This window comes from Lyngbya sp. CCY1209, from assembly GCF_055795065.1.
Window position 1 is genome coordinate 24,149 of record NZ_JAYFER010000395.1, and the last position, 19,694, is coordinate 43,842.

At 55.6% G+C, this 19,694-nt stretch carries 21 protein-coding genes and 1 CRISPR repeat array; of the genes, 6 read left to right on the top strand and 15 right to left on the bottom strand.

Features of this window, described 5'->3' with window-relative positions:
- Positions 1-12: 12 nt before the first annotated feature.
- Positions 13-333: a hypothetical protein gene (locus tag AC0QHF_RS11605; RefSeq protein WP_324704372.1), complete on the top strand. Its 321-nt coding sequence runs from the start codon at positions 13-15 to the stop codon at positions 331-333.
- Between the two features lie 20 nt (positions 334-353).
- Here the strand turns inward: AC0QHF_RS11605 and AC0QHF_RS11610 are convergent, their stop codons facing one another.
- Positions 354-713 (bottom strand): HU family DNA-binding protein, encoded by a 360-nt coding sequence (locus AC0QHF_RS11610; RefSeq protein WP_324704373.1) that lies wholly within the window; start codon positions 711-713, stop codon positions 354-356.
- Positions 714-718: 5 nt separating this feature from the next.
- On the opposite strand from AC0QHF_RS11610, the gene AC0QHF_RS11615 reads away from it, so the two are divergent.
- The 4 genes from AC0QHF_RS11615 to AC0QHF_RS11630 all read left to right on the top strand — a co-directional run bounded on the left by AC0QHF_RS11615 (position 719) and on the right by AC0QHF_RS11630 (position 2,278).
- Positions 719-970, top strand: coding sequence for a hypothetical protein (locus AC0QHF_RS11615; protein ID WP_324704374.1), 252 nt, complete (start codon positions 719-721; stop codon positions 968-970).
- Entirely contained in the window at positions 967-1,488 is a 522-nt protein-coding gene (locus tag AC0QHF_RS11620) for a hypothetical protein (protein WP_324704375.1), read from the top strand. Before AC0QHF_RS11615 ends, AC0QHF_RS11620 begins: the two co-directional genes overlap by 4 nt.
- 156 nt (positions 1,489-1,644) lie before the next feature.
- Positions 1,645-1,881 (top strand): DnaJ-like cysteine-rich domain-containing protein, encoded by a 237-nt coding sequence (locus AC0QHF_RS11625; protein ID WP_324704376.1) that lies wholly within the window; start codon positions 1,645-1,647, stop codon positions 1,879-1,881.
- 37 nt (positions 1,882-1,918) lie between these two features.
- Positions 1,919-2,278, top strand: coding sequence for a DUF6009 family protein (locus AC0QHF_RS11630; protein ID WP_324704377.1), 360 nt, complete (start codon positions 1,919-1,921; stop codon positions 2,276-2,278).
- Between the two features lie 14 nt (positions 2,279-2,292).
- Here AC0QHF_RS11630 and AC0QHF_RS11635 read toward each other — a convergent pair whose 3' ends face one another.
- From AC0QHF_RS11635 to AC0QHF_RS11665, 7 genes are all read right to left on the bottom strand, one after another.
- Positions 2,293-2,613, bottom strand: coding sequence for a DUF6794 domain-containing protein (locus tag AC0QHF_RS11635; RefSeq protein ID WP_324704378.1), 321 nt, complete (start codon positions 2,611-2,613; stop codon positions 2,293-2,295).
- A 226-nt stretch (positions 2,614-2,839) separates the two neighbouring features.
- On the bottom strand, positions 2,840-3,415 hold the full coding sequence (locus tag AC0QHF_RS11640) for a hypothetical protein (RefSeq protein WP_324704379.1): 576 nt from the start codon (positions 3,413-3,415) through the stop codon (positions 2,840-2,842).
- A gap of 26 nt (positions 3,416-3,441) precedes the next feature.
- Positions 3,442-3,867, bottom strand: coding sequence for a hypothetical protein (locus AC0QHF_RS11645; protein WP_324704380.1), 426 nt, complete (start codon positions 3,865-3,867; stop codon positions 3,442-3,444).
- A gap of 305 nt (positions 3,868-4,172) precedes the next feature.
- On the bottom strand, positions 4,173-4,394 hold the full coding sequence (locus AC0QHF_RS11650) for a hypothetical protein (RefSeq protein WP_324704381.1): 222 nt from the start codon (positions 4,392-4,394) through the stop codon (positions 4,173-4,175).
- A gap of 43 nt (positions 4,395-4,437) precedes the next feature.
- Positions 4,438-5,022 carry a hypothetical protein gene (locus tag AC0QHF_RS11655; RefSeq protein WP_324704382.1) on the bottom strand — a complete coding sequence of 195 codons (585 nt, stop codon included), beginning with the start codon at positions 5,020-5,022 and terminating at the stop codon, positions 4,438-4,440.
- Positions 5,015-5,536 carry a hypothetical protein gene (locus AC0QHF_RS11660; protein ID WP_324704383.1) on the bottom strand — a complete coding sequence of 174 codons (522 nt, stop codon included), beginning with the start codon at positions 5,534-5,536 and terminating at the stop codon, positions 5,015-5,017. Before AC0QHF_RS11660 ends, AC0QHF_RS11655 begins: the two co-directional genes overlap by 8 nt.
- Positions 5,537-5,622: 86 nt before the next feature.
- Positions 5,623-6,582 (bottom strand): HNH endonuclease, encoded by a 960-nt coding sequence (locus AC0QHF_RS11665; protein WP_324704384.1) that lies wholly within the window; start codon positions 6,580-6,582, stop codon positions 5,623-5,625.
- 32 nt (positions 6,583-6,614) lie between these two features.
- Between AC0QHF_RS11665 and AC0QHF_RS11670 the strand changes: the two genes are divergently transcribed.
- Positions 6,615-6,854, top strand: coding sequence for a hypothetical protein (locus AC0QHF_RS11670; RefSeq protein ID WP_324704385.1), 240 nt, complete (start codon positions 6,615-6,617; stop codon positions 6,852-6,854).
- Positions 6,855-6,904: 50 nt separating this feature from the next.
- Here the strand turns inward: AC0QHF_RS11670 and AC0QHF_RS11675 are convergent, their stop codons facing one another.
- The 7 genes from AC0QHF_RS11675 to cas3 form a co-directional block, all read right to left on the bottom strand.
- The gene (locus AC0QHF_RS11675; protein ID WP_324704386.1) at positions 6,905-9,721 is read right to left on the bottom strand and encodes a helicase-related protein; all 2,817 of its coding nucleotides are present in this window, start codon (positions 9,719-9,721) and stop codon (positions 6,905-6,907) included.
- An 80-nt stretch (positions 9,722-9,801) separates the two neighbouring features.
- Positions 9,802-11,415: direct repeats of the CRISPR family, unit length 36 nt; unit sequence GTGTTCAACGCCTAATGGCGATCAAAGGATTCTTAC.
- A gap of 271 nt (positions 11,416-11,686) precedes the next feature.
- The gene (cas2, locus tag AC0QHF_RS11680; protein ID WP_324704387.1) at positions 11,687-11,980 is read right to left on the bottom strand and encodes a CRISPR-associated endonuclease Cas2; all 294 of its coding nucleotides are present in this window, start codon (positions 11,978-11,980) and stop codon (positions 11,687-11,689) included.
- 12 nt (positions 11,981-11,992) lie between these two features.
- Positions 11,993-13,639: a type I-MYXAN CRISPR-associated endonuclease Cas4/Cas1 gene (locus AC0QHF_RS11685; protein ID WP_324704388.1), complete on the bottom strand. Its 1,647-nt coding sequence runs from the start codon at positions 13,637-13,639 to the stop codon at positions 11,993-11,995.
- Positions 13,640-13,747: 108 nt separating this feature from the next.
- The gene (cas5, locus tag AC0QHF_RS11690; RefSeq protein ID WP_324704389.1) at positions 13,748-14,428 is read right to left on the bottom strand and encodes a CRISPR-associated protein Cas5; all 681 of its coding nucleotides are present in this window, start codon (positions 14,426-14,428) and stop codon (positions 13,748-13,750) included.
- On the bottom strand, positions 14,428-15,291 hold the full coding sequence (gene cas7i, locus AC0QHF_RS11695) for a type I-B CRISPR-associated protein Cas7/Cst2/DevR (RefSeq protein WP_324704390.1): 864 nt from the start codon (positions 15,289-15,291) through the stop codon (positions 14,428-14,430). The genes cas5 and cas7i overlap by 1 nt, the downstream gene beginning before the upstream one ends.
- A 59-nt stretch (positions 15,292-15,350) precedes the next feature.
- Complete coding sequence (gene cas8a1, locus AC0QHF_RS11700) at positions 15,351-16,853, bottom strand: type I-MYXAN CRISPR-associated Cas8a1/Cmx1 (RefSeq protein WP_324704391.1); 1,503 nt, start codon at positions 16,851-16,853, stop codon at positions 15,351-15,353.
- A gap of 591 nt (positions 16,854-17,444) precedes the next feature.
- Complete coding sequence (cas3, locus tag AC0QHF_RS11705) at positions 17,445-19,694, bottom strand: CRISPR-associated helicase Cas3' (protein ID WP_324704392.1); 2,250 nt, start codon at positions 19,692-19,694, stop codon at positions 17,445-17,447.

Sequence of the window (19,694 nt, forward strand, 5' to 3'; positions counted from 1 at the left end):
TTTTCCGTTGCCATGCTTCTCTCGCAAATTGTCATCGACACCGAAATTTTGTCCGTCATCTTGACGCTGGCGAGTTTCTTTATGACCGGGACAATTGGACTCGCCACCGTCGTCTTTCGCCTGTCCCAGCATTACAATAAAACCCTAGGTCGGCTGGAAACTCGGATCAAAAATAATAAGCGGGACATCGACGCCTGCTTTCATATGCAGCGCCGTAATCTGTCCATTTTGCAGGTGCAGATTTCACATCTCCAAGGATTCCTCGAAGAGCGGGACGGCTACTCGATTCAGTCCCTCGATTCCCTCTTTGATACCGACAGCGATCGCGGATGAGATAAGTTCCGCCGATTGTTTCACCGCCTGCGGGTCGCCCGCTTCTTCGCCGGGGCTGTCTTAGCCTCGGTTTTTTTGGCTCTGGATTTCTTTTTCGGAGGCGGTGCGGGATTGAGGGCTTCCCGCCACGGGATGGAGGCTTTGAAGTGGGGGTAATACTGCTCCCGGCTCATGCGAAGTTCCTGGGTATTGGCGACGGGAATCGGCCGGGACGGGCGCAGCCGCTTGGTGAAGGTGCCGAAGCCGACCAGCAGCACTTTCTGGTCTTTTTCCACCGTCTCTTTGACGCAGTTGAGGAAGGTATCCACCACCTCCTTCACGTCCCCTTTGTGCATCTGTAGCTTATCCGATACCACATCGATCAGCTCTGATTGGTTCATGGTCGTTGCAATCACTCGACTCCTTTCAGCATATCGCCACCGCCACCGCAATGGTCCGTTTCGACCGCGATCGCACCAGTCCGAACGCCGGAAATGTCGCATCAAAAATGCGCCGCGATCGCCATTTTGTTCTGGGGGAAAAGGTGTCGGCAAATGGAAAAGATGCGGGCGGGCGCGGGTTTATTTGCCGGGGAAAAGGACGGCTGACGCCATCCGCAAGTCGGAAAATTTATCTGGAGCAGAAGGAGGCAAAATGAAAGCGGACATCGACGCGATGTTTCGGTGGGTCGGGTTCGGCAACGGAAGCTGGTACGACTGGGACAGCCAATGCCGGGTCCGGGTGTGGCGGCGGGCGAAGGGAACCGTCGCGGTGATGAGCGACCTGGACGAGGAGGACACCGGCACCAGCGTCACCAACTCGGTGGAGAATGTCATGACCCTGGTGCGGCGGCAGTTCGAGTTGACCGACCCGATTCAATGGGTGGAACACTACCCGAGGCACAACCGCAGGGCGGAACTGGTGCGGCGGCACGGCTGGGAACGGGCGGAACGGATGATGCGGGGAAACTTCCTCTACCGCGAGGAGTTCGCCCTGGTGACGGCAACCTGGGACGGGCGGCGGTACCGTCACCCCGACTGGGAACACCTGTCCGCAGATGAACTGCTGCACCGCCTCGGCATCGCCATCGACCTCGACCTCGACATGGACGGGTGCGATGCCCTGCCCCTGACCGCCGCTCAGGTTAGGGTGGGCGATCGCGTGGTGGAACGCTGAGTTTCCCCTAGAACCAACGGACGGAATGCGGGGGAGGGCGGTGAACCTTTCCCCCAGAACAGATGGAGGACGAGTGCGCGAACTGACCCGCCCCGGTGACAAGCTGACGCGGTGCGGAACGAGGATAATTCCCCTAGAACAAAAGGAGGACCAGTCATGAAATGCCCAGACTGCGACGGACGGAAGTTGATTCACATTCCCGCAGAACCGGGAGTCCATCAGCGCTATGACATCATCTGCCCCACCTGCGACGGAACCGGGGAGCTACCCGACCCATCCGAGTTTCCCGACCACTGCCCCGCCTGCGGTGAACCCATCCGCGCCGGACAACGGTGGTGCGACGTTCACCGGGGCGCCGCCGATATCGAATCGGAACTCGACGGGTTGTTCTAGGGGAGATGAGTTTCAACAGGCGAAGGGAGGGAGCGGGATGATGGTGAGGGCGGACATCGAGCACGAGGTGGCGATTACCTGGCTCGAAGATGTGGAGGCGTATCCCTGGGTTCGGGTGTGGACGGCGACGCTTCCGAGGCGGCGGGGCATCGCGAAATCGCGGGTGGCGGAACTGAAGCGGGGCGGGAACATCCTGGTCGGGTACGCCGACCTCTCCGACGACGCCCCCGAACCGTCCGAAATCCCCAGGGGAGGCCGGCCTTATTTCTTGAGGCGGGTCTTTGTCGTGGAAAAGGGCGACCGCCTGCACGGCGAGTCGGGAACATTCCCAGCCGAAGCCGTCGCAACCCAGACCATCCGGCCCGGAGTCGAGGGGATTCACCCCAGCCAGCGGTGACGGCAATGGTCGGGTCACTCTTGAAGCGATCGCCAAAATTCTTTCAGAATCCGGTCGGACTTGCCGTCGGCATCGAACCCATCCAGCGATTGTGCCAGCGGGCTCTGGCGCCACAGTCCCCAGTTATTCCTGAGCCACAGTCCCAGATCGAAGTGGGCGGTCGCCGCGAATTCGTTCATCGGCATGGCTTTGATTTCGTCCAGGTACTCGGGGTGCAGCATCGCTTTCAGTTTCGCGATCGCTTCCTCCAAGTTCTCGGGGATGCGGATGTCCCCGGTGTCGGGGTCGATGGGGGGGTCGAGGTGGTATTTGTCGGGGTTCTCGGGTTCGCTCATGGTGATGCTCCCGGCTGCGGATTTTTGCCTCCAGCTTATCCCCGCCCGCCCGCGTCCGATGCCGTCGGTTTACAATTCTTATCCGCCCGTCCGGGGCCGACGCGGTTCTGGGAGAGGGGGGATGGAGGTGCGATCGCGCCGAATGCGGGTCGAGCGTGAATCGAACGGCGATCGCGTCCATCATCTCACCGTAAATTCCGCCGTGTAATCGTAGCCCACATCCGTTTCACTCGAATCTCTCCATTTCTCTCAACCGTGCCGCCTGAGCATTTCGGAAGCGCCGCGCCATTTCCGCCGAAGCCGCCTCCCGTTCCTCTTCGGTGAGCGTCTGTTGCCTCATAAGATATTCCACGGTTTCGTCCATCTGGATCTTGAGTGTCAGCCCGAACTTCATCCCCTTTGCCAGGGCGATACTCCCCAGGTTGTCGGGTTCCGGGGGGATGCCGTAGCCCTCCCGCCCTTTCTCGACACCCAGTAGAAACAGGTCTTGCAGCTCCTTCTTCGTCCAGTCGGTCTTCGTCTGCTGAGGAGCAGGCATCCGGTCAGGGTCGAACTCCTCTACAATCTCTCGGCGGTACGCTTCTGCCTCCTCGAAGTTCTCAAAGTAGTAGTCCTGCGGCTGAGACTTTGGCTTTTTCAGACACCACCGCCCGTCTTGGCTCCATCGGCCAATCACTACCTCGGAGCCATTTTCATCCTTGGCATAGGCGTACTTACGTTTGGTTTGAACGACAAACACTTCCTTAATGCTTAAATCCGGGCTCAAGACGAAAAGCGTCTCCCCCCCATTTAATGTTTTCATCTTCTGTTCTCCACAATACTTTGGCTTCATCCTTTCGTGTGGACGGCGATCAACTGCTTCAAATACTCGAAATTTTCCGGCGCCGTCCCCGGTTTGATGTACCGGACGATCAGCCGCGTCTCCAAAATACGGCGCTGCAATCCCCGACGCAATTGCCCGAACCGCAACCCCTTCAGCTCGGCAAGGTAGTCCAGACAGGTGAGGGGGTAGCCGTCGTCTAGGTAATGTGCGATCGCCCACAGCCGCTTTCGACCGTCCACGATTTTTAAGGGTTGCACCTCGCGGCTGTCGAGCCAGAAATCCTTGATGGGAAGCCGCACCAGGATCGATTCGATTAACAGGGAATTGGTGCAGGTGTCCCACGCCTCCGACCGCTCGATGTCGATCTTCGGAATCAGGTCGGCGATCGCGGGCGTCTGCTCGTCGATACGGATTTGAGTTGGATCGAACATTTAACCTCCGGATAATGCGACGCTCACCTTCACGATTCTTTGCAGTTGTTCCGATTCAAAGCTACGGAGCAATCCGATCGAACCGGGCAGGGCGTCGAAGTGTTCGGTTGCCTTTCTGTGGCGACCGCCGCGATCGCTTCGCCAAGGCGGGGGGGTGTCAATTTCCGCGCCTCCGAGGGGAATCTTTCATCTTGATAGTATAAATCTTCCCGTGCGAACGTTTGGGTGTTAAGAAATGATGGCGCATCGACTGAAAGGCGACTGAGGACACAGCCGCCCCCCTCCCCCCGCACGGAGTCATCCGCTCACGGTCGTTTGTCGGCGTCCGCCGCGATTTCCTTGAGGATCGCCAGGGTATCCTCCAGTTGCGCGGCGGTTTCCTTGATGAGATTCCATTGGGTGAAAGTCAGGGTATCAACCTCGCAGCCCAGTTCTTCGACCGACCCGGCGAGGAGTCCCGCCACATTCTGGATGGCGAGGATGGCTTCGGTTTGTTCCACGGTGGATTGTTGCTGGTTCGAGTTCATGGCTGATTGAATGAGGATTTGACAGGGTGCAGCCGCCCGACGGTCATCGGTTCGACCGCTTCGCAATCGAATTCACCCAGTCCCGTAGGAAGGCAAAGTGGGCTTCGTCGATCTTTTCTTCGGGTGAGTGCGGTGGCAGCTCCCGGATGGATTCGGTGATGACCGCCTCGATCGCATCGCAGACGTGGGAGGGCCAGTGGCCGTGCATCCCCCTGGCCGACGCGATTTTGAAATTTCGGAACAGCGCCTCGGGCGGAATGGATGCGACGGCGTAAACCGGAGTCCGGACGTATGCCCCCGTCTGCAGATTTTCGACGGACACGGGTATCTCGACGCAGAGGAATCCTCGCTCGGGGCTTCCGAAGACGGCGCGGCTGTCGTCGGTCTGTTCGACATCGCCCGGAACTGTCCCCGCCCGCATCCCGTAAAACTCCGCCCACTCGCCGACGCGACCGTGCAGGTGCAGTATCGCCCGGACGATCGCCTCCCAGTTCGGCTCCTTTTCCAGGTCGAGTATCGCCCGATCCCAACGCCACAGGATGATGCGGTACTCCCCGCCATCTGCGGGGAAATCGGGTCTGGGGTGGTGGACGTACAGCGGATATCGGTCTTCGGGATTTTCATTCATGTCGCCTTCCCTCCCGCGATCGCGAGTGAAACTTGGGATTCAACATCCCGTCCGCGAATCCGTATTTGAGCAGCGGGAAGTCGAACTTGTAATCGCTGTCCAGGATGGCGTACTGCCGCGCCGCTTCCACCCTTTCCCCCACGAACTTCCGCTCGAAGACGACTCCGAAGTAGGCGGTTCCGCCTCGATTCGTCCAGGTCGGGTCGATGACTTCGCCGCGATCGTTCACCAACCAGGCGTGAATCAACGCCAGCGGCAGGTTTTCGTGGGTGGCGAACCCCTCGCAGTAGTGCCAGTTGGAGTGCAGCAGCAGCCCCTCGTAGCAGTTTTTGTAGCAGGACTTGGGTTCGCCCGGAATCGGCGCCGGATCGACCCGCTTCTCGAACGGGATGCCGTAGGCGAGAATCAGGGATTCATTGCATTTGTATTGGGCATCAAATCTGCTGTTGGCGGTGGTGCAAAACTCCGCGTGTACTTTCAAGTACGACCGCAATTTTTCCATTTTTTCTGACATGATTTGAGGTTTAATTGTCCTTATTTTGTATCCTGTAAAGGATCGGATTTTTAATTGTAATTAATGTCGCTTTCTGAGTGCGACGCTCACGCCGTTTTGTCCGCGAATGCCCGTCGGTGCCAAGCCAGCGCATCCGCCCTCGGGCAATACCGTTCGTTGTTGGGGAGCCAGAGCCGTCGCCCCCGGAACTGTTTCATGGGCGGGGCGTCGGGCGAATCTTCGTGGAGGGTGTCGGCGACTTCGATGGTGTAGTCGTCGTTGATGGTGAACCAGAAGCTATCGAACGCCCAGTGGTGATTCTTGCAGAGGCACAGGCCGTTGTCAATCCGGTCGTCGCCGAATTGGGCGAACGGCATGATGTGCGCCCCATCGACGATATTTTCCGAGCCGTTCAATATCTGCAACCCGCAGAACGCGCAGCGGTAACCGTAGACGTTGATGACCAATCGGCGGAATGCCGCATCTCGGACGATTCCCCGCTGTTCGTCTTCCCCTTCGACTTCTTCGGGGCTGTACACTTTGCCGCCGGTGGCGCGGAGTTGTTCCTGCAAATTTTCAAAGGCATCGATCTCCAGGGAGTGTTCGACCCGTTGTGTCTGCTCTGCAAACCAGGTTTGGATCAGCGCGGATGTCAGTTGAGTTCTCTGTACGGGATCGAGCAGCATGGCGAACAGTTCCGCGTCCAGGTAGGCGTATGCCACCGCCTGCCTCAACGAGCCGACCGCCCTGACCTTGACCTTCGATTTTTTGGACTCGACGAATTCAAAGCCGGGATTGGCCCTGAAATGCCAAAAGCCCTCCGATCGCAGGTGAAAGAAGGGTAGACCAATTTGAGGGTCGCGCTGGATGTCGAGATCCGTCCACAGGTTCAGGAACGTCGCGATCAACTCCGGCGACAGTTCGATGCGGTTGCGTCGGATCTGCCCCCGGCGGATGAGTTCGATGACCGACAGCAGCAGGACGGGTTTGTTGGGAGCCACGCCCCTCGCCCTGTCTACTCTCAAGCGGGAGAACTTGTTGCTGTAGTAGGAAAGGTCTTTAATCATGAGAGGTCACGTCAATCAGGTCAGGTCAACCCGTGAAAGAATACAGATGCACCCGCAACGCCCTCTACACCCACGACTGTTTGGGCCACGACGATCCGATCGCCAGACAGGGGTACTACGTCAAAGCCCACACCGCCGAGGAAGCCTGGGAGAAAATGGCGATCCGCTTTCCCGAGGAGGTGGATGCGGGGTTCACTGTCCAGGAGTGGGAGGGCTTCGATGTGGAAATCGTCGAAGTCGAGCGGGATGATGAGGGCAACATCATCGAGTAGTGTCGGGTGCGGGAGTGCTGTACGAATCACTTCAGTGTACCCCTGCGCGTTCACTCTGGCTTCGAGAGCAGGGCGCTCAAATCGCCGTCGTCCCCTTCCGGTTTCAGGTACAGGGTGCAGATCCGCTCGACTTCATCGGATGGCACCCGGTTGTCATCACACCAGCGCTTGACGCAGCGATCGCCCATCGTTTCCACCCATTCGTAATCGACGTTGGCGGTGGGAGTCTCCGCTTCGCAGGCGATTTCGTTGAAGGTGGCGACAATCTCAGGTTCGGTGACGCGCCCGGTGTCGGGTTCGTAGAACAGTCCGCGATACTTGCCGTCGTGCAAAAGCAGCAGGTACAGCAACGGTTTTTTGCCGGGGTAAGTTTTGGCACTCACCAGGTCGTCCCGCAGCGATTTGGCATAATCCCGGTTGAGTTGCAACTGCGCCGTGTGCCGGTAGTAGGGGGAGATATCGAGGCTGGCCAGCGCGTCCAAATTCATCTTTGCGGATTCGACGGTGACGGATTCGGATGCCATTTCCGCCATGTCTACCAGCTGCGTGACTTCTGTCGTCAGAACGGGCAGGTCGGTGAGCTTCCGAGATTCCCGGTGGCGGGACATCAGATTGTCCCACCGCTTTTGTATTTCGATCAGGTCGTAGTTGAATGGGCTGTTCTTGTGGGTTTTGGGGAGCGTCGGCACGAAGGTGTAGATGTTGATGGTACGGGGGGAATGCCAAAACCGCAACACCCTCCCGGCCCTCTGAATTGGCCCGATGGGCGTCCAGTCGATATCGTAGTTGACCACCACGGATGCGTCCTGCATATTGACGCCGACTCCGTAGGCATCGGTCGAGATGAAGATGTCGTAGTTTGTTAAATCCGAATCCGGATAGTTCTGGACCCTCCCATTGGCGACGGGCGCAAAATCTCGGATGAGCTTTTCGACATCCCTGCTGTCTTTTGTCTCATATTTGCCCTCCTCGACTTTTTCGATGGTTGCGGCGATTTTTGATTTGGGCAACAAGACTTGAAATTGATTGTAGAGGTAATAGACCGTGGCTCTCCTCTCGCAAAAGATGATGATTTTTTCTCCCGCGTCAATTTTCGCTTTGACGATCCTGGATAATGTGACAACCTTGATATCTTCGCGATCGCCGCCAATTTTTTTCAACTCCTCGATGATGGGAGACAAACATTCCTCCCTGTCTCGCCGAGGAAATTTGAAGCTCATTTTTTTGAGGTCGTAGCTGTTCGCACCCCCCGGCGTATCGACGATACATTCTAAAACGCCCCGGAGTGCCAGGGCGGAACTCGCCCAGGCGACCTTCACCAACCGCTCGAAAAAATGCTTGTGGATGGGAGATTTGGTATTGACTTGGAAGTAGCCCGCCGATATCGCTTCGGTCAAATTGTCGGCGAGAACCAGCGGGAAATTGACCGTGTGGAGGATGACTTCGGGAACGTAGCCTTTATTGTCCCCGAACTCGATGTAGGTGCCGCACTCGTCCCGAATGCCGTAGTATTTGGCGACGTGGGGGGTCGTCAGTTGGCTGACGACGGACAGCTTGATGAAGTCGTCGGTATTTTTGACGGCCCAGGCATTCCGGGTTCGGGTTTCGCTATCGAATAAATGTTGAGATTCGGGGCATTTCTCCAGGAAGTAATAAACCCCATCAGAGCGGGTAGAAGCGGTGTGCGGGAGCAAGTGGAGTTGATTGTTGATGTCTTCTATTTCCTTGGCGTAGGGGGAGCCGGTGAGGAGCAGCACTCTCAGGTCGCCCGTTTCGACAAATTTTCGGAGCCTGACAAAAGCCAGTCGCTCCGGCGGGTTTTTCGTCCGGCTGAATAAATCTTGCTTGAAGCGGTTCCTCAATTCGTGGCTTTCGTCGATGACCAACAGCCAGCGCTGTTGCTTGGATTCTTCCAGAATGTCCTCAAAGTCATTGAGGTTGCTGTCCTTCTTCGCGTTCGTTGCGTCGAACATTTGACGGACGAAATAGGTGCAGGGCAGACTCGCCATCCGCATTTCTTTTTCCCAGTTGGGGCGCACAGCTTTGGGTCCGACGACGCACACATTATCGATCGCGTCCTCTTCTTTCAGGTGCAGGGCGACGTGGACGGCGACGACGGTCTTGCCCAGTCCGGTGGATGCCACCAACATCGACCCCCGAAATTCCCGCAGGTGCCGCAGGGTTTGGGCGATCATATTCACCTGGTAGGAGACGGGTTTCTTGGCATAGCGGGTCTGGGGGGGCTGCACGTCCTCGAAAGCCAGCATGGTTTTCAGGTAGATATCCCAGGGGGAGGCGAATTGCAGCCATTTGCGTAGGATATCGAGCAATTCCCGGGTCAAATCCTGGGCACCGGCGAAATACTCGTCAAACTCGCGGACGAGCGCCGCCACCTCGGCGAAATTCGTGATGACGTTGCCTCCCTCTACCTGCTGCATCAGACCTTTCCCGGTCAGGTTGGACGACGTTTGGATTGCCGCCCGTCCGTCGCAGATGTACAGCTTGTTGTGGTGGTCTGTTGCCCTGGCATCGACAATCTCGAACCGGTCGGACTCGATTTTTTGTACCAGGTCGATGACCGCCTGTCGCCTGTCCCGATCCAATCCCGTCCGCAAATCCCGCATGATTTCCTTGACGAGCGCTTCTCTGGCCCGCTTTTCTCCCGGCTCGTCCAATCCGACGAGGAGGTAAGTTTGTTTCTCTTTGGTATAACGACGGATCAGATTCCACCCCTTGATGGTGAAAAATCCCGTGGCGATGCGAATTTGAGATTTGGCTTTCTCCAGCCCCGAAGTGATATACTCCAGGGATTTGCCGGGCTCAAACCAACTGGAACGCCGTTTTCTGGATGTTTTGGGTTCGCTCATTTTTAAATTGGCTCCGTCGATTAAACTTTATCCGTTTGCTTTCAACTGTGATAGAAATCAGATGATTGTCCGAACTCTTTCCGTTCAACGCCTAATGGCGATCAAAGGATTCTTACTCCATCAGCGCCTGACCTCCTTGCGTTCGTATTTGTGTTCAACGCCTAATGGCGATCAAAGGATTCTTACGCCCATTCCCCATCTTTAAAGGTTTGGGGCAAAAAGTGTTCAACGCCTAATGGCGATCAAAGGATTCTTACCTGGAAGGTACTTTGCACCCTTCCGGTTTCCAAATTGTGTTCAACGCCTAATGGCGATCAAAGGATTCTTACGATATCCCCAGATACTCTCCGTCGCGTCATACTTCGTGTTCAACGCCTAATGGCGATCAAAGGATTCTTACGGCGCTGAATCCAGCACAGTCTCGTTTGCCCAAACGTGTTCAACGCCTAATGGCGATCAAAGGATTCTTACCTAATATATCTGGTGTATTCTCAATAGCAGATTCAAGTGTTCAACGCCTAATGGCGATCAAAGGATTCTTACTCGCGTGGAGTGGAAGCGATCGCCCCGAGAACTGTGTGTTCAACGCCTAATGGCGATCAAAGGATTCTTACCTAGGTCGATCCATTCTTGAGGAACTTTGATTGAGATGTGTTCAACGCCTAATGGCGATCAAAGGATTCTTACCAGGGGCGTGGCTACGACGTGAGCATTGAAAACGGATAGTGTTCAACGCCTAATGGCGATCAAAGGATTCTTACCCCTTTTTGATTTAGAACATTGCTCTTATTTTCATGTGTTCAACGCCTAATGGCGATCAAAGGATTCTTACTACTTCCCCCATAGTGTCATGCAGCAGGCGAGGACAGTGTTCAACGCCTAATGGCGATCAAAGGATTCTTACTCCTTTGAAGTTTGCAAAACTGTTCGACCGACCTGGTGTGTTCAACGCCTAATGGCGATCAAAGGATTCTTACCCTCTCCGAGGAGAAGAAAGCCCGCCGTATCTACACGTGTTCAACGCCTAATGGCGATCAAAGGATTCTTACTATTAGGATTTGTCGAGTCATTGACACTTTCAATTTGTGTTCAACGCCTAATGGCGATCAAAGGATTCTTACGTCCTTTACATCTACCAATATAGGGTATGTCATCTGTGTTCAACGCCTAATGGCGATCAAAGGATTCTTACAACCTCCCGGGCTAGGGGAGGTGTGTGGTCTATTCGTGTTCAACGCCTAATGGCGATCAAAGGATTCTTACACGTTTGAGGCAACATACATAGCGTGACATACTACAAGTGTTCAACGCCTAATGGCGATCAAAGGATTCTTACCTTTCAGAGAATTGGCAGATCCCCGATCACGGAACGTGTTCAACGCCTAATGGCGATCAAAGGATTCTTACCGGGCCATGCCGCCAGGGATCGACAACATCCACCTGGGGTGTTCAACGCCTAATGGCGATCAAAGGATTCTTACATTTGCCGGATTCGGCACCTACGACGGTTACGGCGGGTGTTCAACGCCTAATGGCGATCAAAGGATTCTTACTCGCCGCCCTTGACGCGGAAGACCCCCGGCAGACGGTGTTCAACGCCTAATGGCGATCAAAGGATTCTTACTCGCTCTGGGAAGGTAAAAATCGTAATCAAATTTGTGTTCAACGCCTAATGGCGATCAAAGGATTCTTACGCCGCGGTCTGAAGTGACCTCCAGCGACAGCTTCTCCATCAATTTTACAAGGTACTCGCCACCCAACGGCGATCGCGGAAAAAACTGTCGGTCGATGCGGGTCGGGCAATCTCCGAAAGCTTTGTAGCCGGAGGGTTTCGGGGTTTGACAGGCACTAATCCGCACTTTCGTCGGCCGAAAATGCCTGCCAGGTATGGCGTTCGGCGGTTTTCGGGGCATTTGAGGAGCCGACGTCGGGAGGATCGCGAAAGTCATGCGACAGTCCGACGCCCTACAAGAGTCGGTACGGCAATTCATCCAATGCCCACACTTCGGGGCGGTTGTATTGCGGCAGTTCTCGGACGCATTGGGCGGACAGGCGGATCAGTAGCAGATCGTCTTCCGATGCCAAAATCGATTCGAGCTGCCAGCGCATCTTTTCTCGTTCCCTCGGATTCAACCAGCAGCGGAACATCGAATATTGCAGGCGGGTTCCGTAACCCTGCAAAAGTTGGTAGGCTTTGCGCCAGCGTTTGGGGGAGCGGATGTCGTAGGCGACGATGTACCAGTGGTGCAATTCGGCCATTGTTGCCACCCCCTAGCGGATCGTCAGACGCGCAAAAACGTCGCTTTCGCCGGACCACTCCTTTTCCAGCAGGCGCACTTCCAATTCGAGGAGGCGGCGGTAGGTCAGGGAATATTGGAGGACGGGGTGCTTCCAGCTTTCCGCCTTGCGCCGCTCGTAAATTTCCACGAACTTGCGCCGCCCGCGATCGCTCAACCACACGCGGTTGTCGCAGAGGTCGAAGTCCGTCGTCGCGTCCCACTGGCCGCGGTTGACCGATGCCAGGACGGGCATATCCACCAGCAGGACACGAAAAATTTCCATCAAATCCAGAGCCAGGGGCGATGCCTGCGTCCGGGGCCGGTGGTAAAATCCCAGCGACGGTTCCAAACCGACGGACAGGATCGCCTGGGTCACATCTTTGAGCAGCAAGGCGTAGCCGAAACTCAGGAGGGCGTTGAACCGATCTTTGGGCGGACGGCGGTTGCGGTTCTCGAATTGCAGCAGCGGGGCGTCCGGCGACACCAACCGCGACAATCCCGAAAAATAGAGGGCGGCCAGATTGCCTTCCATTCCCAACAGCGTCTCCGGGGAAGAGGCGGAGCCGACGTTCGCCAACTGCACTTTCATCTGGCGCACGACCGATTCCAAGGGTTCCGACTTCACTTTCAAACCGCGCTTGCCCCGCATCAAAAATTGGCGCTGCCCCCGACCCCGGCAGGCGACCAACCGCTTCGCGAGTTCCAGGCACATGGCGCGATCGCCCAAAGCTTCGTACTGTCGCCGTCGTCGCTGGATGCTGCCGCGCCGAAAGTCCAGGCTTCCGACGTAGCGGCCGCCACCGGAAATCCAGTGAATGCCCACGTCCTGAGCCTGACAGAGGTGCAGCGCCTGGGTGGAAATTTGGGAAAAGCCGTGCAGAACGACCTGGCTCACCTGGCGGACGGCGACCAATTCGACGGAGCGATCGCGTTTCGTTACCTTCAACCGTTCGCCGGTGCGCCCGACCCGAGAGCCCGATTCGAGGACGTGCAGCACTTGGCGGTCATCGTCGGCGGGAAACAACCGTTGGGGCCGTCGGTCGGCATCGGCGACAAACCGCGTCTCCTCGGGCAGGCAAACGGGGGAGAGGGAACAGTTCTGGCAGAGCTTTTCGTTGTCCGCCACCGGGGGGCGCTCCGACGATTCCCGCAGCGATCGCGCCCGTTCGACAGCCCCCTCGACCGCTTTTCGGGCTTCGCCGTCGAAGGGAACTTTCACCAGGGTGTTGTCCCCGTGGTAGCGAATCCGACCTTCCCGGATCGGTCGCTCGGAGACGGTTTCCAACAGGCAGCAGTAGGCGAGAATCTGGAGGCGATCGCTCTCCCAGGCTCGGGGTTGCTTCCGCTCGTCCCGGCACGACCGGCCCTTTTTGTGTTCGTAGGGGATCAGTTCTCCGCTTCGCAGGCGCAGGGCATCGACGCGGCCGCGCAGCCCCAGAGTTTCGTCGGCGACGAACAGATCCTCCCATTCCCCATCTTCGAGCCGTTCGAGTTCGGCGTGGAGGCGCCGCCCTTCAAAGACGGAGCGGTTTTGGACGTAAAGTTCTTCGACTTCTTCGAGGTAAAATAATCGCGGACAGTAAGCCATCGCGTGGAGGGCGCAGACCCGGAGCGTGTCGGAATTGTCGAATCCGTGCATTTTGCTTTCCTCAATTGTTATCGCGGGCGACGGATACGAGCATAAAAAAACAACCCCGAAGCCAGAGTTCGGAGTTGAAAATTTAGAAAAAATGAATGGGGGATAAAATTATCGGTATTTCTTTCGCTGTTTTGATGATGCTTTCGTCGGGGCGACGGGGGCGACGATGGGAACCCAAGACTGTGGGACAAATTCGGCTCCCGATTCAGCCAGGGTAAAGCGCTGAAATATTCCCCGCGTCGTCTGGCGATCGATCCAAACTGGCAAACCGATCAAGCCCCGAGAGTCGCGCACCAACCAGCGCACCGAACCGTCCGCTTCTCGATAGTACCGCACTCCGTTGACCATCGCCCAAGACTCCCCCAAACTCAATCCGCCAAAGCGAGAAATATTCTCGGGATTTGCCAGGGCAATATCGACGCGATCGCCCAACGTCACCGGCGCACTTTCCTCCTCCGAATCAATGCGGATTGCCAGCCGCACGTCCGTCAATATTTCTTGAAAATTCGGCTTGGAAAACTTCGCCGTGCTGTAAACCCCCTGGTGCTGCTTGCTAAATTTATGATGGCGCTGTTTGCGAAGAATGCGCGAAATCGGCACGTCATCACCGATCATGCCGATCGCCAACTTGACGCCGAGATGAGCGTTCAGATCTTCCTCGCCCACCAGCGACAAGAGCAAGCCGTAAACCGTCGAAGGGGGCGGATAGCGATAGGTTTCCTTATAATCCCGCGCAAAACTGCGGGGGAAACTCGTGCAGGGACAGTCCAGATACAGCCAATTGTCCATCAAGCGAAAACCCCCACTTGACTCAGTTGCTCTTTTGCCTGGTCTTTCGCCTGTTTCACGCCCTCGAAAACTCGAACGCCAAGCCCTTTCAAATTTTGACCGTAAGGCGTTTTGGCAATTTTCCCACCGACAAACAACTCGTTTGCGGGAATATCTTCCGCCTGAATCAACCGCTCCAATTCGGGACAGCCGACTTCTTCACCCATGCGTTTGAAACAGCCCATAATCCAAGGACTCGGATCGGAAGTGACGCGGAGGATAATCGATTCGGGACGAAACTCGAATAGGAAACGGGAGTGGTTGCCCCCCACGTGGCGAATTCCAACCAGCGCGTCGAGCAACAACGAGGCGCGTTCCGGCTTTTTCAAATGTTCGGGAGTCAGGGCGATCGTGTATTGATAGGCGGTCAGGTGCATTTGAGTTTGGTGAATTGAAGTTTTACCTTTTTCACCCCCTTTCGACCCAAAAGCAACGTCACCCCAGTACGGATCGAGACTGACGGCGCGACACACTTCCAAACCGCCCCGCCGTTTGACGGTCGCGTTTTTATTGTCCTTATCTTTTTTGGCATCCATGTAGCCAAAAAGGTCGTCGTCGATGAATCGATCGGCGCTGCACGTCTCGTCTTTGAACTCGTACTTGTCGCGATCGGGGTCGAACGTGCGGTTGATTTCATCGGAATGGTGATGTTGGAAATATTCTCGCATCGCCCAACGAATTGCATCCGCGCTCACCGTCGTATATTGGTCGTTTCCCCGCGTAATCGTTTGCAGGGTGGCAAGGGTACTGCCATCACCTTCACCGCGATTGTTGGCGGCGACGGCCGTGGGGGTGACGATGGTTGCAAAAAGATGAATTGACATGGAAAACTCCTTGATTTTTTGCGAAATTAAAGCTTGAAAATTGATCGGGGCGGGGTTGGTTAATCTCCGAGGAGATTCATCTCAAATCCCTCCGAGTCGGACTCGGCTTCACCCGCAGTTTCTCCCGATTCCGATTCCTCCGAAGCGTCTGGAGACTTCTTCTTGTAGGTGGCGATCGCCAGCAATGCCAAATCCCGAGCTTGTCGCCAGTTGCCATCGCTGTGAATCCAACGGGCAATTTCAAGTCCTTGACCTTTGGCGGCGTTGCTCCGAAATCGAGATAGAAACTCGACGAGCGCGGCGGAAAACTGTTGTTTGGTGCTGGGACGCTGCAATCGATAAATTGCCTTATCCGTCACTTGTTCGTAATCCAACAGCCGTCCCTGAGCCTTGGCTCGTAAAATTTCCTCGCGCAGCAAAGTTCTAAATGCGCCTTGTACGGCTTCAAATAAAACTTTTTCATTTTCGGTCAAACTGTCTGTCATGGTAACTAATCCTTCGCGATCGGCTTTGTAGATGTTCTCGGACTTCTGGAACTCAAAAAATCCGCAGTACCAAGGCCGATCTGAAATCAAGTTTTCAGCCAGCCACGGCAAAACCTTTGACGTTGCCAACCAGGTTCGTTGGGTTTCGGTATCGGTAACTTGAACCCGGGGAGGAAATAAAGCCCGCGCCCTCTGGTAGAGTTTTAAGATGTCGGGCTGGGCGCGAATGCGATAAACGGCTTGTTTGAGGTAAGGTTGGTTTCCGTCCCAAACTTGCTTGCCCAGTTGATAGACTTCGCAATATTGGACGCCCATCTGCTGGGCATTGTCGCCAACTTTATCCTCTAGTAAAAACCGCAAACCCGCTTCTCCCGCACCTGTGGCTCGAAATTGTTCGTAAGGTTGTCCCGAGAGATTCCGTCGCCTCCTCACCCACTCGATGAGATGGGTCACTTCCGGAATGGCGAGTGCGGAACGCAATCCCGGCCCGGGTAGTTTGTAGTAGCCACAGGCGAGGGGCAAAAACAGTAAGGCGACGAAACCCGACGGAGATTCTTGATAGGGTCCGCTGATAAAGCATTCGACTAAGCCCGGGAGGTGATGACCTTTCAGGGAAATTGCCGATTTGAATTTCCCCTTGCTGGTAAATGCTTCTTTGAAATCGCGGGTGTAGTAACAGTCGAGGACGGGTCGAAACTCCAGAGTGATTTCCGGTTGTCCGTCTTCGACCAGAAATCGAAGTGGGCGGGTCGTTTTGTCGAGCGATCGCTGTTGGCTGTGTTGAAGTAGCGTTGAGGTAACGCCCTGGGTAAAGGTATAGCGACCTTGGGAATCGAGGTTGAGTGCGGGAACGTTTAGATAGCCGTTTTCGAGTTGGTAGGTACTGCCAAGCAACCAAGTGACGGCATCGCGATCGCTCCCTTCCCAAGACAACCGAACTTCATCTTCGGTCACTTGCCAACTCAACGGCGCGTCGTCGGGAGACAGTGCATCTAAGGCGAGGGCCAATCCGGCTATTCCGGCCCGATGCGGTAGCAGCGTGTTGGGGTCAAAGATTGAAAGAGTTAATTTGGGCATGAAGGGCTAGTCCTTATTGTTCAAAATACACTCTCCAATAGTCCCGTCGTTGGTGAGTGTAAGCGTACTCAACGGTGACCGTTCCACCCTCAAACCCGAGGATTTGATATGGTTTCCCTCGGCGTTTGTAGCTACTCAAGGTACTCGATGACACACTCAAGCGTTTGAGAACAGTGCTTGTATCTAAAGCAAGGGGTTTCCGCGAAGCTTTACTCCGCAACTCCGTGAGTTCGCTGGCGACGCTATCGAAAAGGGTTAACTGTTGAAGGCTCATCTTTGTTTCCTCGTGGTGTGGGAAATATTAATCGCTACCGTAACACGGCTGTCGAAAAAAACAAGCGTTAGGTTCCAATAGCCACATCATCAATTTTTGCCGCCGACATACAGTCGTCACCCACACCACAAGGCGCACCGACCATTGTAGCCAGTGCGCCTTGCAAACTAGCGCCTTTTGGCGATCTACGATCGACTCGGTTACTCCAAGGAGCCAAGAGCCAGTGTCCAACGCTTGCAAGAGCGCGTCGCGTCCAACGCTCTGAGTAGCGATCGAAGGATTGAGGGAACATGAAGGATGTCCCCTCACTTAGCATATTAAGATATTTCATCAGGCTTGTAGGCTCCTTTTGTCGAACAGTACCGCCATTCTGCCGAGGGGGCGATGGGATAGCCCTTGAACCGCGCCCATCGGCTCACTTGCTTGGTCGGTGTTACCAATGGGACGGTATAAAGATTGAGTCGGGTTCGATCCTGCTGGAACTGCTCTCGGTTTTGTTCGAGTAAAGCCGTCACGGTAACGCCTTCCTGTCGTAAGTTGCCGGGATAGGTTCGCCATTCTCCATCGAGCCAGACCGAATCGCACTCGGGTTTTAGGGGACTTTCCTGTTGTTCGAGCCAGTTAGCCAGATCGGCCTGACTGACATCGCCCGAAAATGCCCGCACCATTTCCCGACCCCGATCGCGTTGAAATTTGCCGTAGGGAAAACGTTTGGTATCCGGATAAAACAGGGCATCCAGCGGACGACCGCAATAGCGGCGGTTCAACCGCCCCAACCGCTGAATCAAACCCGCAGGGTCGGCAATTTGCGACAGGAGCAAGGTAGCGGACAAATCGAGCGACATCTCCGCGACCTGGGTGGCGACCGCCAAAATGGGTTCGGCGCGATCGGGCTTGAACGCATCCACCACGTCCCGATGATGCCGAACTCGGTCTTCGTAGCGAAAGCGGCTGTGATACAGCAGTGCCTTTAATCCGCGTCCTCGCGCCTCTTCATAGACTTTGACCGCCGTATCGACCTGGTTGCAAACCCACAGAACCTTACCCCCCGCCGTCAGTTCGGCTTCCACTCGCTCCCAGTTCGGTTCGTCCGCGTACTGAAATCGATATCGGGGTTGGGTTTCCAACTCTTTCGGCCCTTCGACAATTTTCAGCGGTTCTCCCACCGCCTGCCGGATCGCCTCTAACTGAGATGGTAAAAACGATGCGGACATCAGCAAGACCGGAGCTTTCACTGTTTCGAGAAACCGCAGCAGCGCCCCAAACAGCCTGTTGTCATAGCAGTGAACTTCGTCGAAGACAAAGGCGGCATTGGCGATCGCCGGAAAGGTGTACATCGGACGGCGATGGCATTGCATCAACCCCAAAACGGTATCGACCGTGCAAACTGTAGCCTGGGCGGCGTATTCTTTAAACGATCGCAACTTCATCGCCGCTTCGTTGATCGTTCCATCCCCGACTTCTTCTTCTTCTCCAGTCCTCGCCAGTTCTAAGTCCACATCGGCTCGGGAGTGACTTAAAACCGACTTCAACTCGTCCTGCACATAGTCGAGAAACCCTTCCGTGCTGGTCCCCGTGGTAGGGTAGCAGAAAAACAATTTGCGTCCGACGGCGTGGCGTTTCGCCCAGTAGTAAGCCCCGACGGTTTTTCCCGTACCGCATCCGGCCCGAGCCAATCCGACTCGTTCCGTGATGTTGCCGAGATCCCGCTGAAACTGCCGTGGTTTGCTGCCCTGCAAGCGCGACCGAATCACGCGGTTCAGGTCGCCTTCAGCCAGGGTGCAGTTGAGGGCATCTCTGACCCATCGATCGAGGTCGATATCGCCACCGGCACTCGCCGAACCGATCGAATCTCCCGCCACGAGCAAGGCTTTTAATAAGGCTGTCAATACGGGGGCAGGTTCCCACTTTAAAAAGCCATCCCGCAAAATTTCTGTCCGTTGATCCTTCAGACGAGAAAGCGACCATTCCAAAGCGGGCTTTCGAGACAGTTTGAGTTGGGCGGGACAGCCCATTTGACACACCCCAAATTTCAGCAAACTTTTGAAGTCGCAATGGTCGAAATAAAATCGAATGCGATCGTCGCCACAGCCCCAGCGAATTTCGCCGAGATCGTTGGTTTTCGCACCTCCTTTCCCCCCCAACTTGAGATGATGACCTCCCGCAACTGCCAGAGCTGTCATAAAATCGCCGTCGGCTTGCTGCAACCATTCTCGGAATTCCCAAACCAAGAACATTGAGAAAATTTCATGGCGTACCAGTTGGGGATTGACTTTGGGATTGCGTTTGGGTTTCGCTCCGGGCATATCCTTGCGGACAACCCCCTGAAAGTGGTTGTTGGCTTTTCCCCAGTCATGGAAATAAGCGGTCAATCGGGCGGTTTTCATAAATTCGTCGAGACTGCATTCGAGCTGGAATTGCTCGATGAGGCGATCGCCCAGAATGTCTGCCAGCAGCGTTACCGCATTGACCACATCAGCCGTATGGCCGACGAGGCCGTAAGAAGCCTTCCATTTTTGGTCGAAGGATTTCGCCAGCAGGCGATCGGGTTTCAGTTCGGATTTCAT

Bases quoted from the DNA above. Each gene is read 5' to 3' on its own strand.
- AC0QHF_RS11605 (WP_324704372.1), top strand. From the start codon at position 13: ATGCTTCTCTCGCAAATTGTCATCGACACCGAAATTTTGTCCGTCATC.
- AC0QHF_RS11610 (WP_324704373.1), bottom strand. From the start codon at position 713: ATGAACCAATCAGAGCTGATCGATGTGGTATCGGATAAGCTACAGATG.
- AC0QHF_RS11620 (WP_324704375.1), top strand. From the start codon at position 967: ATGAAAGCGGACATCGACGCGATGTTTCGGTGGGTCGGGTTCGGCAAC.
- AC0QHF_RS11625 (WP_324704376.1), top strand. From the start codon at position 1,645: ATGAAATGCCCAGACTGCGACGGACGGAAGTTGATTCACATTCCCGCA.
- AC0QHF_RS11630 (WP_324704377.1), top strand. From the start codon at position 1,919: ATGATGGTGAGGGCGGACATCGAGCACGAGGTGGCGATTACCTGGCTC.
- AC0QHF_RS11635 (WP_324704378.1), bottom strand. From the start codon at position 2,613: ATGAGCGAACCCGAGAACCCCGACAAATACCACCTCGACCCCCCCATC.
- AC0QHF_RS11640 (WP_324704379.1), bottom strand. From the start codon at position 3,415: ATGAAAACATTAAATGGGGGGGAGACGCTTTTCGTCTTGAGCCCGGAT.
- AC0QHF_RS11645 (WP_324704380.1), bottom strand. From the start codon at position 3,867: ATGTTCGATCCAACTCAAATCCGTATCGACGAGCAGACGCCCGCGATC.
- AC0QHF_RS11650 (WP_324704381.1), bottom strand. From the start codon at position 4,394: ATGAACTCGAACCAGCAACAATCCACCGTGGAACAAACCGAAGCCATC.
- AC0QHF_RS11655 (WP_324704382.1), bottom strand. From the start codon at position 5,022: ATGAATGAAAATCCCGAAGACCGATATCCGCTGTACGTCCACCACCCC.
- AC0QHF_RS11660 (WP_324704383.1), bottom strand. From the start codon at position 5,536: ATGTCAGAAAAAATGGAAAAATTGCGGTCGTACTTGAAAGTACACGCG.
- AC0QHF_RS11665 (WP_324704384.1), bottom strand. From the start codon at position 6,582: ATGATTAAAGACCTTTCCTACTACAGCAACAAGTTCTCCCGCTTGAGA.
- AC0QHF_RS11675 (WP_324704386.1), bottom strand. From the start codon at position 9,721: ATGAGCGAACCCAAAACATCCAGAAAACGGCGTTCCAGTTGGTTTGAG.
- cas2 (WP_324704387.1), bottom strand. From the start codon at position 11,980: ATGGCCGAATTGCACCACTGGTACATCGTCGCCTACGACATCCGCTCC.
- AC0QHF_RS11685 (WP_324704388.1), bottom strand. From the start codon at position 13,639: ATGCACGGATTCGACAATTCCGACACGCTCCGGGTCTGCGCCCTCCAC.
- cas5 (WP_324704389.1), bottom strand. From the start codon at position 14,428: ATGGACAATTGGCTGTATCTGGACTGTCCCTGCACGAGTTTCCCCCGC.
- cas7i (WP_324704390.1), bottom strand. From the start codon at position 15,291: ATGTCAATTCATCTTTTTGCAACCATCGTCACCCCCACGGCCGTCGCC.
- cas8a1 (WP_324704391.1), bottom strand. From the start codon at position 16,853: ATGCCCAAATTAACTCTTTCAATCTTTGACCCCAACACGCTGCTACCG.
- cas3 (WP_324704392.1), bottom strand. From the start codon at position 19,694: ATGAAATCCGAACTGAAACCCGATCGCCTGCTGGCGAAATCCTTCGAC.